Origin of the sequence: Algoriphagus sp. PAP.12, assembly GCF_026652115.1 — a bacterium.
GTDB lineage: Bacteria > Bacteroidota > Bacteroidia > Cytophagales > Cyclobacteriaceae > Algoriphagus.
The window spans coordinates 1-14402 of record NZ_JAPPSQ010000013.1 but is presented as its reverse complement, the minus strand read 5'-3'; the positions used below and the strand labels follow the sequence as shown (position 1 = coordinate 14402).

Annotated in this window: 13 protein-coding genes; 11 read left to right on the top strand and 2 right to left on the bottom strand. The window is 38.4% G+C overall.

Going from position 1 to position 14402, the window contains the following annotated elements:
- Positions 1-5: 5 nt before the first annotated feature.
- Genes O0V13_RS15135 through O0V13_RS15120 form a run of 4 tightly spaced genes read left to right on the top strand, consistent with a single transcriptional unit; the run spans position 6 to position 4802 of the window.
- Positions 6-809: a hypothetical protein gene (locus O0V13_RS15135; RefSeq protein WP_268035810.1), complete on the top strand. Its 804-nt coding sequence runs from the start codon at positions 6-8 to the stop codon at positions 807-809.
- Between the two features lie 3 nt (positions 810-812).
- Complete coding sequence (locus tag O0V13_RS15130) at positions 813-2087, top strand: glycosyltransferase family 4 protein (RefSeq protein WP_268035809.1); 1275 nt, start codon at positions 813-815, stop codon at positions 2085-2087.
- 1 nt (position 2088) lies between these two features.
- Entirely contained in the window at positions 2089-3714 is a 1626-nt protein-coding gene (locus O0V13_RS15125; RefSeq protein WP_268035808.1) for a glucosamine inositolphosphorylceramide transferase family protein, read from the top strand.
- Positions 3711-4802 carry a glycosyltransferase family 4 protein gene (locus tag O0V13_RS15120; RefSeq protein ID WP_268035807.1) on the top strand — a complete coding sequence of 364 codons (1092 nt, stop codon included), beginning with the start codon at positions 3711-3713 and terminating at the stop codon, positions 4800-4802. The genes O0V13_RS15125 and O0V13_RS15120 overlap by 4 nt, the downstream gene beginning before the upstream one ends.
- On the opposite strand, the gene O0V13_RS15115 is transcribed toward O0V13_RS15120, so the two are convergent.
- The gene (locus O0V13_RS15115) at positions 4766-5908 is read right to left on the bottom strand and encodes a glycosyltransferase (RefSeq protein ID WP_268035806.1); all 1143 of its coding nucleotides are present in this window, start codon (positions 5906-5908) and stop codon (positions 4766-4768) included. The two genes, O0V13_RS15120 and O0V13_RS15115, sit on opposite strands and share 37 nt — an antisense overlap.
- A gap of 425 nt (positions 5909-6333) precedes the next feature.
- Between O0V13_RS15115 and O0V13_RS15110 the strand changes: the two genes are divergently transcribed.
- From O0V13_RS15110 to O0V13_RS15100, 3 genes are all read left to right on the top strand, one after another.
- The gene (locus O0V13_RS15110; RefSeq protein ID WP_268035805.1) at positions 6334-7530 is read left to right on the top strand and encodes a hypothetical protein; all 1197 of its coding nucleotides are present in this window, start codon (positions 6334-6336) and stop codon (positions 7528-7530) included.
- 317 nt (positions 7531-7847) lie between these two features.
- Positions 7848-8228 carry a four helix bundle protein gene (locus O0V13_RS15105; RefSeq protein WP_268035804.1) on the top strand — a complete coding sequence of 127 codons (381 nt, stop codon included), beginning with the start codon at positions 7848-7850 and terminating at the stop codon, positions 8226-8228.
- Between the two features lie 177 nt (positions 8229-8405).
- Positions 8406-9389 (top strand): polysaccharide deacetylase family protein, encoded by a 984-nt coding sequence (locus O0V13_RS15100; protein ID WP_268035803.1) that lies wholly within the window; start codon positions 8406-8408, stop codon positions 9387-9389.
- A 57-nt stretch (positions 9390-9446) separates the two neighbouring features.
- Here the strand turns inward: O0V13_RS15100 and O0V13_RS15095 are convergent, their stop codons facing one another.
- On the bottom strand, positions 9447-9653 hold the full coding sequence (locus tag O0V13_RS15095; protein WP_268035802.1) for a helix-turn-helix domain-containing protein: 207 nt from the start codon (positions 9651-9653) through the stop codon (positions 9447-9449).
- 113 nt (positions 9654-9766) lie between these two features.
- On the opposite strand from O0V13_RS15095, the gene O0V13_RS15090 reads away from it, so the two are divergent.
- The 4 genes from O0V13_RS15090 to O0V13_RS15075 all read left to right on the top strand — a co-directional run.
- Positions 9767-9976: a hypothetical protein gene (locus O0V13_RS15090; protein WP_268035801.1), complete on the top strand. Its 210-nt coding sequence runs from the start codon at positions 9767-9769 to the stop codon at positions 9974-9976.
- A gap of 3 nt (positions 9977-9979) precedes the next feature.
- Positions 9980-10141: a hypothetical protein gene (locus O0V13_RS15085; protein WP_268035800.1), complete on the top strand. Its 162-nt coding sequence runs from the start codon at positions 9980-9982 to the stop codon at positions 10139-10141.
- A gap of 287 nt (positions 10142-10428) precedes the next feature.
- Positions 10429-11958 carry a TlpA family protein disulfide reductase gene (locus O0V13_RS15080; RefSeq protein WP_268035799.1) on the top strand — a complete coding sequence of 510 codons (1530 nt, stop codon included), beginning with the start codon at positions 10429-10431 and terminating at the stop codon, positions 11956-11958.
- Positions 11955-14402: SusC/RagA family TonB-linked outer membrane protein (locus O0V13_RS15075; protein WP_268035798.1), on the top strand; the 2448-nt coding region annotated here is incomplete at its 3' end. The genes O0V13_RS15080 and O0V13_RS15075, both read left to right, overlap by 4 nt.

Here is a 14402-nt window from a genome sequence, read left to right as displayed (position 1 = left end):
TAGATGTGAATTTTTCCATAGTGGCGACAATTGGGCGTCAGACTCTAAATGGTTCTTATGTTGAATTTGAGAAAATATTTAAGCGATATGGTTATTCAAATGAGGAGATAGGCCATCTGATTTCTCGCGAAAATCGATATTCAGAACAATTTTTGATGAGTTTGGGTGCAGATTCAATTGAGACCTTCGATGCTTCGAATTATGAAGGAGCTTCTCAAATTTGGGATATGAATCTGCCGGTTCCAAATGATCAGAAGGAAAAATATTCTTTAGTAATTGATTCCGGCTCATTAGAGCACATTTTCAACTTTCCTCAAGCCATAAAAAATTGTATGGAAATGATAGTAGAAGGTGGTCATATGATAGGTGTTACTCCTTCAAATAATTTTTTGGGTCATGGCTTTTACCAATTTAGTCCAGAGCTTTTTTATAGAGTTTTTTCTTTGGAGAATGGATTTGAAATAGAGAAAATGTGGCTTTTTTTTCCAAGAGCAGATAGCCCTGTATATGAAGTGTCAGATCCGGCCAAAGTTAAAAGCAGAGTAAGTTTGGCTAATAGCGAAGAAACTTTTCTTTTCTATATTGCAAGGAGAACAAAGGTCGTGGATGTATTGGCCAAGGCTCCTCAACAATCTGACTACGAGCATATGGTTTGGAAGAATGGTTCTGGAACGAAGAAGAAGCAAGTTTTGCCTAGTTTTATAATTCCATTAGGGCTTTTTATACTTAAAAAGTTAAAAAGATTTAAATCTATTTCTTCCCCAATTGGAACAGGAAATAAGAATTTCTTCAAAAAATTAGAACCTTAACTTTTGAAAGTCCTTTTTACCCAAGACGCTTTAATTAATGCCGGGACAGAACGCAGTAATCTGGAATTGATTTCTAGGTTTTCAAGAGAAATAGATGTGTCTTTGGTGTACTTTTATCCGAGACATGAGCTGAAGGAGCAATATCAAAAAGCCGGTATTCGGCTCTTTTTTTTGGATATTCAGGAGTCCTATGATTTTCATTTGGCCATTTACCGCTTGATTCGATTGATCAAAAAAGAGAAACCGGATTTATTGGTTTCCTCCCTTTGGCGGGCAGATATTATAACACGAGTTGCATCTTGGATTACGGGTGTTACATTAGTGGGTACACTGGTAAACGATGGCTATGCACCCATTGCTTGGACCGATAAGAAAGGACTTAAATACAAAATAGTTTATTGGCTGGATAGGTTGACGGCAGGGATTCCTAAACATTGGATTGCTAATGCAGAGGCTTTGGCGGAGTCGCATGTGAATACGCTGGGGTTGGAAAAACAGAAAATATCGGTAGTGTATCGAGGCAGAAGTATTCCAGAAACGAGTTGGAGGAAAATAGGTATATATGGTTCAGTGAAGGGGAAAGTAAGCCTTGTGGGCACTGAGAGGGAGCAGGGATTAGGAAATAGATGGGAAGATAGTAATCGCCAGGGGTTGGATGGAAATCAAGAAGGAAAACAAGTGAATTTCATTTCTTATGGTAGACTGTTGGAAAGAAAGGGCTTTCAGGATGCGATTAATGCCTTTTCAAAAGTTATTCAAAAGTATCCCAATTGTACACTGACCATTTTTGGAGAAGGAACTTATCGGAGAGAATTGGAAAGGTCAGTCCATTATCTAGGCCTAGAAAATAATATATTCCTTCCAGGAAAAATCTCCGACCCATCATCCATATTGACTTCGAACAGCCAACTTTATTCAGATTTTCATCGGACATCGGACATCGGACATCCTGCAACATTTCATTGCTTTCTTTTCCCAAGTTGGTATGAAGGATTTTCGGGCGCTTTGGTAGAAGCTATGATGGCAGGCATTCCCATTATTGCATCTAATATCCCCATGAATTTGGAAGCTGTAAACCCTGAAACAGCCTTGATTTTTGAAGTTCAGGACTCGAAACAATTGGCAAGACAAATGATTTTTGCTATCGAGCATCCGGATTTAATGAAGAAACTGGGAGCAAATGCCAGAAATGAGGGGATTGAAAGGTTCGATATTGAAAAAATTGCCAAGCAATATGAAGAAACTTTAAAGGGATTTTTAATGTCTTTGAAAAATTAAAATGAAGTTTCGTATTGTCCTTTTATTAGACTCATTAAAGGTTTCAGCTTGGGTTTGGGAAAGTGTTTTACAGATTCATCAGTCTTCCAATACGGAAATAGTATTGCTGGGAATTAATCAAAACCCAATCCCAAGTGGTACAAAGTCTCCTTTTCTTTACAGGGCATATAGGGCTTTTGATAGGAAATTGTTTTTAAATTATCCTGATGCATTCGCTCAAAAAGATCTTAGGGATATTCCTAATTGGAATGTTCCTGAGATTTCCATTCATCCAACTCAAAAGAAATATTCGGATTACTTCAGTCTAGGAACAATCGAAGAACTAAAGGCTTTCCATCCTGATCTTATTCTTCGATTAGGTTTTCGAATTTTAAGAGGAGACATATTAAAACTGTCCAAGTTAGGAGTCTGGTCTTTTCATCATGGGGACAATCAATTTTACAAAGGTGGTCCTCCTGCCTTTTGGGAAGTAATGTTGAAAAAGGAAATTACCGGAGTGACTCTCCAAAGGCTATCTGAAAAATTAGATGATGGTCAAGTTTTATATAAATCCTTTTCACAAACAGATCCGCTTTCCGTTCAGAGGAATGCCAATAAGATTTTTTGGCTTTCTAGTTTTATTATCCCTAGAGTATTGAAAGAAATCGAAGTTAAAGGCAAGGAAAACTGGGAAAAGGGACTTCAAAATCTTCAGTCTCCAAAAAATGATAAAACTCCAATTTTGACACCCCCAAGCTTTTGGCAAATGCTTGGACTTGGAAGCAATTTGTTATTAAGAAATTTTGGAAGAAAAATAGCTGAAGGAATTAAAAAACCTTATTGGGAAATATTGGTAGCAGAGAATAATACTAATGTACTTAGCTCCAGAGATTTCCATTCAATTGTCCCTCCACCAGGATTGCTTTCAAAAGGCTCATTTTGGGCTGATCCTTTTCCTGTCGAAAAGGATGGAAAGACTTGGGTTTTTTATGAGGATTTTAATGGAAATAAGAAAAAGGGAAGGATTGGAGTCGCACAATGGGATGGTCGAGAATTACAAGAAAACAGGATTGTTCTGGAAGAAGATTATCATTTATCCTATCCATTTATTTGGAAGGATAACAATGAGTATTATCTAATTCCGGAATCTGGGGAGGTAGGTAAAATATTCTATTATAAGGCAATTGATTTCCCAATTAAATGGAAAAAAATGGGAGTCTTTTTTGAAAAAGAAGCCTATGATCCCACTATCCTGAAAATAGAAAATGTCTATTGGCTTTTTGTCAATCAAAGACCTCATTCGGGTACCTCAGTTTTTATAGAATTGTATGCCTATTATACCACTGATTTATTTGCAAACAATTGGAAAGCCCATGCGCTAAATCCAATTGTTTCAGATGTTCGTTCTTCAAGACCGGCAGGAAGGATCTATCAAAAAAATGGCAAACTATTTAGACCAGCTCAAGATTCGGGTTTAAGATACGGGCATAGAATAAAAATTCAGGAGATATTGGTCCTTAATGAAAAAGAATATCAAGAAAAAACGGTTCAAACCATGGAGCCTAATATATCTAAATCCCAAATGGGAGTTCATACATTGAACTTTACTGATCATTGGGTCTTTTCGGACGCTTATTATAGAAAGTGAAAATAATCCAGCTGATACAAAGACCTCAAGCTAGGGGAGTAGAATTATTTACCGCTATGCTTTCGGAAGAGTTGCAGAGACTTGGACATGTAGTAATACTAATTTCTATTTTTGAAGGAGATTATTGCCTCCCATTTTCAGGCAAGCAGATTCATTTAAAAAGGCTTATCAAAAAGAGATTTTTTGATATGAAAGCCTGGAAAGAATTTTCTAGAATTGTAAAAAATGAAAGTCCGGATATCATTCAGGCCAATGCTGCAGATACTTTAAAGTTTTCTGTTTTTTCTAAAAAGATTTTTGGGTGGAATACTCCAATTCTTTTTAGAAATGCCTCCCAAATAAGTTTCTATATAAATTCTCCCTGGGTAAAATTTTTTAATAATTACCTCTATAAAAATATAGCTGGTGTGATTTCGGTAAGTAATAAATCGAAGGAGGATTTTCAATCTCTTTTTAATTTTTCAAAGGCTCACCAAGTAATTCCAATTGGTATTCGAATTCCAACAAATCAAACACATTTAGAGTCTGTAGATTATCCTTTATTGGTGCATATAGGAGGATTTTCTTATGAAAAGAATCACCTAGACTTAATTGACATTTTTTCAAATATTCATTCACAAATTCCGGAATTAAAACTTTGGCTTATCGGAGAAGGGGCATTAAAAGAAGAGATAAAAGAGAAAGTCAAAAAATTTAGCCTAAAGGATTCAGTTATTTTTAAGGGGGCCATTCCAAATCCTTTTGAGATTATACCAAGAAATGCAATTTTTGTTTTACCAAGTAAAATAGAAGGATTGCCTGCCGTAATTTTAGAAGCCTTTGCTTATAAAATCCCAGTGATTGCATATAATGTAGGAGGAATTCCAGAAGTGCTAATCAATGAAAAAACAGGTTATTTAATTCCTAAATCTGACCAAATGGCATTTAAGGATAAGATTATTCAAATCCTTCAAAAGGATATAGAGGATTTGAATCCTATGCTAAATTCAGCATTCGAAGTTTATAGGAATAGTTTTAAGATTGAGGCTGTTTCAAAATCTTTTGAAAAGTTTTATAAAATGATTTTATCCTGTAAAACAGACAAGTAAACTTCCTCCAATTCACTTACCATGTTTTTCATACTAAAGTCCTCAACAACCCTTTTTCTTGCTTCTTGGCCCATGTGTTTTAACGGATTGCTGTTTTTTAGAAGCTCTTGACAAAATCCCTTTAATTCTTTCCAATCATCTATTCCAGTTAGATGTCCTTGAATTCCTTCTTGGATTACTTCTCCAATACCCCCAGCTCTGGTGGCTATCACTGGAACCTGACAAGACATAGCCTCTAGCATTGCTATAGGTAAACCTTCAAATTCAGAAGTGCTAAGGTAGATATCCATCAAACTTAAATAGGGGATGACATTTTTCTGAACTCCTACCAAATGGAAATTCTTTTCTTTTCCAGATTTTTTAATCTGTTCCTCAATCCTTTCTCTCCATTCTCCATCTCCAACCAATAAAAAGTGGGTTTCCGGATAATGCTCTAAAATCTCTAAAGCTATATCCACCCAAAGCCAAAGTCTTTTTTGGGATCTAAAGACAGCTACTTTTCCAATCACAGCCGAGTCAATAGGAATTCCCAAATTTGATTTCAAAGCACTAGTATCCTCGATTCTTTGAAAAGTATCTGTATTCACTCCATTTTGGATCACTTTAACCTTTAACCTTCCCCCTCTTTTATAGGGGTCAATAATGGAGTTGAGTTGCATAGATAGAACTACCTCATTGGAAACGGCAATGGCAATATCCTGATTTTTAAAACTTAATCGATTTCCCCAATAGGAAACTTTATTGTACCTATCCCAGGTATTATGTTCAGTATAGACAATTGGGATAGTCAGGTTTTTTCCAACAAATCTGGATAAAATCCCCGCCCAAGGTAAATGAGCATGAATAATATCAAACCCTTCTTGTTCAATAAATTTTTGAACCTTTTTAACCTGAAAAAATAGACCCAAATTACCAGAAGGGATTAGGTGAACGGTAATCCCACCCTTTTCTAATTCATCTACGATATTTTGTTCTTGATGGAAAAAATAAAGGCAATGGAATTCGAATTTACTTTTATCATGAACCAAAGCCGTTTCAGGAATTAATTTCTCAGCTCCCCCTCTTCCCAAGCTTTTTATAAGATGTAATACCTTGATTTTTTTCAAACCTCAATTGACTCTTAGAATTCTGATGTAAAAATGGGGAAATTTTAAGGAAGGAAACTATTGAGTATGCAGAAATTTGGATTTAGCTTTTTGAGAAATGAGGATTTAAAAGGTGGGACTGGGGGATAGGAATTAGAGAGCCGGGATTATCGCTCCCTAATCCCCATTTCCAGCTCTCTAATCACTTAGCACTCAACAACCACAACGCGCAGCATACAACCATAACAACGCGAAGTATATAACATTTCCAACGCCGAAGGCTCATAACCATAACAACGCGCAGCTTACAACCCTTCCAACCTCCAACTTCCCAACCTCCAACCACTTCTCTCTTTTCCCAAACCCCTGACTCCCTTTTCCCCATTTTCCTTTATCTTTAAATCAACCAAAATTCTAAAGACTTGCTAGGAGCCGTACTCCTCATAATGTTTCTGTTTTTTCTCTCTCAACCTATTTTGAATAACCTTCAAAAAGAACATAAATGGTTGAAAGCTGGATTATTGAACCAGATGTATTGGTTCCATATGTTTTTTGGTTTGGTCTATTGGGCTTATGCTCAGGTTAATAGGTCTGATTCAGTAGTTTATTATAGAAGCTATTTACACTATAAAAGCTGGTTTGAAGCCTTTGAACCGGGGACCTTATTTATTGAATGGATCAACTATCCATTTGCCAAATGGTTGGGTTTTAATTATGATATGATGATGTTCTTCTCCACTTGGGTGGGGTTTTGGGGCTTTGTCTATTTTTATTGTTTTATGAAGGAAAACCTTCGCTTTAATCCCAAATTCGAAGGTTGGGACGCCATTACCATTTTTATGTTTTTGCCCAATATGCATTTTTGGACAGCTTCCTTAGGGAAGGGAGCCTATATTTTTGCAGGACTGGCCCTTTTGACTTATGGATTGTCTTGGCCAGGTAAAAGGATCATCCATATGGTTTTAGGAGGATTTATTTGCTATATGATACGCCCTCATATTTTGTTTGCGGTATTGATAGGAATGGGTGTAGGCTTTATCCTAGGTAGGGAAAAAGTCCCAGTATATCAGAAATACTTAGCTGCTTTAGCAGGTATTGCAATGAGTATTTTTGTTTATGAGGATCTATTGACTTTTTTAGGATATGATCCTAATAATGTGCTTCAAAGTTTTGAAGAGGAATCAGCTTTAAATTCCCAAAGATTGCAATCAGCAGGTTCAGCTGTAGATATGTCCTCTTACCCATTGCCATTTAAACTGTTCACATTTTGGTTTAGACCCTTATTTGTGGATTCCCCAAATGCTTTGGGTTTGGTGGTTTCTATGGAGAATGCGCTCTATATTTATATGTTTAGCAAGATTTTTAAAAAGAGTTTTTTGGAATATATTAGATTAGCTCCTGCCATGGTGAAGATGTCTGCCGTGGTATTTATTTCTATTTCCATTTCCATGACTTTTGTGATGTCTAATTTGGGTATCATTATCCGTCAAAAGTCCCAAATTATGTATTTTATGCTCTTTGTAATTGTGGCCTTTATGGATTGGGAGAAGAGAAATCGAATCAAAAAACGAGCAGAAATATTTAATAGAATAGTAGAGGAAGAAAGAAGGAATAGGGAAGAGGCAGAGTTGGTTGGGGGCTAGGCGATACGCGGTTGTTCACTTTGTTGTTGCATTTAGGGAAAAGGGAATTGGGATCCCGATAGTCACCTTAGGTTTGTCAGATAGCAAACAATAAGGATTAGGAGGGCATATTCTCATTGACCTCTTGATGAAGGAATTTATGTAATAGTTGTAAGATTTTGGCGTTTTCCGCTTCGCGTTGTAATGCCTTCGGCGTTGTGATGGTTAAAAAGGGATTTGGGAAAAGGGATTCGGGGATTGAATCGGAGTAAAAGTTTGATTGTTTTTTTAGTTTTGGTTGAGTTTAATTATTTTGAAGAAGATCAAGCATACTTTTTATGGATACTTTTGAAGATTTAAAATGTTGGCAAAGTGCGTATTCTCTTAAAAATAGGATTCGAATTGAAATTCTTTCGAGAATCCCTGATTCCGAGAAGTATGACCTTAAGGCTCAATTACTAAGGGCAGCTAGGTCTGCAACAGCAAATATTGCCGAAGGTTGGGGAAGATTTCATTTTTTGGATAGCAGAAAGTTTTTTTATAATTCAAGAGGCTCATTAGGAGAAATTCTTGACCATTTAATTGAGGCAAAAGATTGTCATTATATTGAAGATGAATTGTATTCATCCATTCAAAATGATTGCATTATTTCACTTAAAATCCTGAATGGTTATATCAGGTATCTCACCGAACAAAATAGACCCTCATCAAAAATTTGAGAACAATTTAACCTAAATCACAAAAATCTTTCTTGACTTCTAATTCCATTTCCCTAATCCCAAATCCCTCTATTAACTCTCCCAACAATAACAACCATAACAACCCTTTTAACCATAACAACAATTACAACCCTTCTCCTTTTTGAATAAATTCATCCAATCCTTTAACTTGTTTCAATGAATTCCAGTACCCTCTCCATTTCTCTAGACTTCGAACTCCTTTGGGGGATTTTTGATAAAGTAGGGACTACTTATAAACCTCAGTATTTTGCAAATACCAGAGATTTGGTACCTAGGATGTTGGATCTTTTTGCAGAAAATAACATTCAGGTTACCTGGGCAACAGTTGGAATGTTATTCGCGGATAATGAAGAGGAGTGGAAGGCATACTCGCCGGAATACCTTCCAAGCTATAGAGTGAAAGAACTGTCGGCTTACGAATGGGTGAAAGTCAATGGAATCAAACCAGAAGTTCATTTTGCTCCTGAATTGATTAAGCAAATTATTGAAACCCCCGATCAGGAATTAGGCTCTCATACCTATGCCCATTATTATACCTTGATGCGGGGGCAAAGCCCTGAACAGTTCCGCATGGACTTAAAGGCAACTCAGAGAATTGCACAAGATAAATTTGGCGTTACTTTAAAGTCACTGGTTTTCCCTAGGAACCATATCAATGAGCTGTATCTACCTATTTGCTTAGAGGAAGGCTATGAGTTTGTCAGAGGGAATCCTAAAAATTGGTTTTGGCAGGAAACACAGCATGAAAGCATTGGGAAGAAAGTATTCCGATCTGCAGATTGCTTTTTTGAAGTGGGTTCTAGATCATCTTATCCTATTTCCGAAATAAAGCCTTATCCAAACGAGCCATTGGTAATTCCTGCTTCTAGGATTCTAAGGCCTTTTAAAAAGGAGAATTTGATGATGAACCAAGTCAGACTGAATCGAGTAAAATCCGAAATGGAAAATGCTGCAAAAAAAGGAGAGGTTTATCATCTCTGGTGGCATCCTCATAATTTTGCCAATGCTCCCCAAGAGTCTATGAAGGAGTTGAGGGAATTGCTATCTCATTTTAAAAGGCTTCAGGATAATTTTGATATGCAATCTTTAAATATGGCGGGAATAGGAGAAGTCTTTAAGCAATCAATTCAAATGGCTTAGAATTAGATTTATCTTCAGTTTTTAAAGAAGCCTCAAAACAATGCGTTTTGAGGTTTTTTATTTTAAATCCTGACAGACATAGTCCAGCAACTTGCAAGGATCCTCATCTATCGCTTTGGCAATTAAATAGAGTTCTGCAGCTGTGAGTTTTGTTTTAGGGTTTAAAGTTAGCTCGCTTATTCTTGGAGAACTTAAACCTGATTTCCTGGCTACTTCTGCTTTATTTATTGATTTCTTTTGAAATACCTCTCCTAATCTTGTCATTTTAAGTTTTTCTATGCTCTAATATATACAATCTTTAAAAAGATGAAGAAATTCTTAATAAATAGTTTTTATTATTAAGAAAATCTTTACATATTTACAGAAATACTTATTATATGATCGATAGAAACAAAGGTCATACAAAGGAATTGGATGGAATAATTCAGATTCCAGGGGCAGAGGCAGGTCTTTTTAGGGATTCTCTTTTGAAGATTCTCGACCTCGTCAAATTGGAGGAATGCAGTTCCGATATTCATCGGAAGGTACAGCGGGAGGATATCAAACATATCTATAGGCTGTTGGAGTACTTTTCAAAATCAACATAGGCCATGATTCAAGCTTTTCTATCATCTTCTTTTTTAAGACTTCCTCTTCAAGATCTGGATGGATATAGCGAATGTATTTTGTGCCCTTTTAAAAAACAGGGAAAAGAATTGGAGATCATAGCTGTGGATCTTCTCTATGCTGTCAAACCTAAGCAGCCTGAATAAGGCTTAAAACTTTTACCCTGATTGCCCCCGAATCTGCATGCATCTCGGGGCTATCCTACCTAATCAGGGGGAGGCAATATTGGTCTAGAGTCGACCTGAATCCATTGCCGATTTTATCTATTTCTTAATCATGGATTACTTGTCCACATTGTCTGGCTATAACGCTGAATTGTAGCCAAAGGGAGAATATTGTCAAGAGATTTCGAGCCTGCCTATTTCAGGACTGCAGGGAAATATTTCTCCACAAGACAATTCAAAATCAAGGAATCTTCAAATCATTTCAAAGCATGAAAAAATTAATACTTCTATGCTTCCTGGGAAAGGTCTGTCCTTTTCTCAATAGAAGCAGTTTGACCTTATCGAGATTAGTTTCCCTTTCTCGTCAGCCTCTGGCTGACATAATTCATCGACGAAGTCGATTTATTTCTCAAGACTATGTCTTTCCTACCTCGCAATACAAAGTCTTGTATATCTGTTTTATCCTTTCAATTCTGTTAGGGAGTATAAATGATGTGTTTGGCAAAGTTGCCTCACCCGCTGGGAATTCGGAAAAGTGGGAGAGTACTTCCATTTTTTCCGATACCCTTGGGATCGGAGATTATTTGCCTTTTGGGGAATTTGACAAGGTGCTACAATTTGATTCGGATCAGCTGAGATTGGAGGATTATCGGGGCAAATATGTGGTATTGGAGTTCTGGGCTACCTGGTGCTCGGCTTCTTCTGGCTCTTTGTATAAGGTGGATGAATTGCAGGAGAAATTTAAATCAGATATCCAGTTTATACCAGTGACCTATGAGTCTGGCCAGAAAGTCCACGCAAAGTTGGATGCCTATCCAAGTATGGCTGCTCTTTCACTGCCTCTGGTGGTGGATGAAAGAAGACTGGCTAAGCTCTTTCCCCATATCACCTTACCCCATCTGGTGATTTTGGACCGAGCGGGAAAGATTATCGCTGTGACGGGAAAGGAGGATTTGACAGAGGAGAATCTGGAGCGTCTGGTTCGGACTGGTTCTGCTTCCTTTAGATTAAAGAAGGATAAGCGGATTCCATTTTCCTTAGATGAAAATCTCATCAGTGGGAACCAGCAGATTCCTTCCAAGAATATCCGCTTTCAATCGGCACTGACCTCCTATATCCCAGAGGTTTCTGGGACATTGATGGATGATCGGGAGAATGGAGCCCATATTCTGGCCGTCAACAGGACTTTGTTGAGTTTGTACCGATTTGCCTATTCTGCTCGGGATTTTGCCAATTACATCGGAATGAACCGGGTGATTTTGGAGGGCTTTGGAGAGGAGGAGCTGGATAGCCCCAAGACCGGGTTGGATTACATCGCATGGAGAGAAGAAGGCGATCATGTTTTTGGATATGAATTGATAGCTCCTCCAGGAGTGAATCAGTACCAGATCATGCAGGAGGATCTGGATCGCTATTTTCCAGGGATTGAGGCCAAACTGGAGTTGAGAAAAAGAAAAGTCTGGGCCCTTCGATTGCCGGAGGGAAAGAGGTATCCAGCTTCTTCCTTTAATCAAGCCTCCTATAGCTTTAGCCCTTTTGAGGCATCCATCAAAAATTACCCATTGATAGGATTGATCTATCAACTCAATCAGGTTTCCCTACAAAGGTCTGACTATCCTCTGATGGATCTGACTGGGATTGATTATCCCATTGACTTGGATATCAAAGGGAATTTTTCCAAGCCAGAGCAGCTAAAGGCAGCTTTTGAAAAGGCAGGGTTTATTCTGGAATTGAGTGAGGAGGAAATTCCTGTACTGGTTTTAAGTAAAGTGTCCAACACAATTTATGGTGAGCTATGAGAAATCTGATCAAAGTATACATTTTGGTTCTGGGACTTGTTTTTCTCGGAATTAGAGAAGGGTTTGCGCAGCAGTCTGTGCTATCTGGTACTGTTTTGGACAGTCAAAGTCAAGAGCCCATTCCGGGAGCATCCGTCTTGCTGAAAGGGACAGTGAAAGGGACTGTTTCTGATGAAAATGGGGATTTTGAGTTATCCATTCCGGATGGAAATCAGGTATTGATAGTTTCTTACCTAGGGTATAAAAGTAAAGAGCTGGAACTCCTGCTTCCTTATCCGGGAAATTTGAGGATTGATTTGTTGGCAATGGATATCCAGTTGGGTGGAGTAGAAGTATTGGCTACAGGGTATCAGAATATTCCAGAGTCCAGAGCCGCTGGTTCTTTTGTGCAGGTAAATAAGGAGCTATTGGAACGAAAGGTCAGCACCAATTTGCTGGACAGATTGGAGGATGTGACCTCTGGCTTGATTTTCAATAAGACTGGGGATGCGGGAAGAGACCCTATTTCCATTCGGGGCAGAAGTACCCTTGGGAGATTCAACCAACCATTGATCGTCATAGATAATTTTCCATTTGATGGAAGTCTGGAAGATATCAATCCCAATGATGTGGAAAGTATCACCGTGCTTCGGGATGCTTCGGCAGCCTCCATTTGGGGAGCCAGGGCAGGAAACGGAGTGATTGTCATTACTACCAAATCAGGGAAGAAAGATCAGCCTTTGCAGGTGGATCTCACTGCGAATGTCAACTGGATAGAATCATCGGATGCATTTTGGGAGCCAAAGATGGCAGTTTCGGATTTTATTAGTGTAGAGCGTGAGCTATTTGCCTCCGGGTATTACAATTCCACTGAGAATTCACCTAATAACCCAGGCTTAACTCCCGTAGTTGAAAATCTGATTTTGGCTAGAGATGGAGTGATTACCGAGCAGGAAGCAGACTCCAGAATAGCTGCCTTGGGGAATTATGATCTGAGAAATGATCTGAATCGCTATATCTATCAATCCCAGCTCAACCAGCAATACAATGTCGGGGTTTCGGGTGGAAACGATTTTCATGCTTACAGAATAAGTTTGGGCTATGATCATCTGAAAAAAGGTTCTTTTGGTAATTCCGGAGATCGAATCACCCTGAACATGAAAGAGGACTTCCGCATGATGAAAGATAAGTTGAGGCTTTCTTTCAGCTTTTATGGAGTCAAGAATGATAAAACGGATCAGAATTTCAATCCTCAGGATTTGAGAATGAACGCACAAACTCCTCTTTATCCCTATGCGAGGCTGGCCGATAACTCTGGAAATCCTTTGGAAGTGACTACCAATTTAAGGGAGAGTTTCAAAAGAGAAGCTGAATCCATGGGATTGTTGGATTGGGCTTATAAGCCATTGGAGGAGTTTGGTCGGAATGTCAGCGAATTAAAGAATTCGGACTGGAGATTGAATTTGGGAGCGTCCTATAAATTGTGGGATGGACTGAATTTGTCTGCCAGATATCAGTATTGGGAAAAAAGCAGCTTTACCAATAATCTCAGCACTTTGGAAAGCTATGAGACCCGAAACATGATCAATCTATACACACAGGTTGATTCAACAGGTCAGTTAAGCTACCCTGTGCCGAAGGCAGGAATATTGAATACCAACAGTTTTCAGGGATCCAGTCATTCTGCCCGCTTACAACTGGATTATAACAGGGAGTTCAAGGAATGGAGATGGGATATTTTGGCAGGAGGGGAGTTGAAATCCCTCCGATCCCAAAGTTTTTCAAATCGTTATTATGGATACAATCCGGAATTGGCAAGTTCCCAGACGGTGGATTACTTTACCCAATTCGCCCGCTATTCCAATCCACGGTCTACCTTGAATATTCCCGATGTCAATGGAATGGGTAGGTACACCGATCGTTTTCTTTCAGCATTTGCCAATAGCTCCTTGCAGTGGAAACAGCGCTATTTGTTGACAGCAAGTCTAAGAAGAGACGCTTCCAATTTATTCGGAGTCAGTTCCAATATGAGAGCCGTGCCTTTATGGTCAGCCGGTTTGGGATGGACCCTCAGTGAGGAGGCGTTTTATAAATGGGGGAAAGTGCCTTTTATGAAGCTCAGGTTTTCCTATGGGTATAATGGAAATGTTGACCGCAGTTTAACCGCATTTACTACAGCTCAGGTAATTACTTTCAACAATCTGACTCATGTCAATTATGGGCAGATTATTAATCCTCCCAATGAGAATCTAAGATGGGAGCGTATTAAAATAACCAATCTTGGATTGGACTTTGAAAGTAAATCAGGCAGGATTTCAGGGACTTTGGAAGTGTATAATAAGCAGGGTTTGGACTTGATTGGGAGATCTCCTTATGCTCCGTCAACAGGGATTACCACTTTTTCCGGAAATACAGCATCTACTCAGACCAAGGGATATGATATCAGTATTTCTACTTTGAATCTA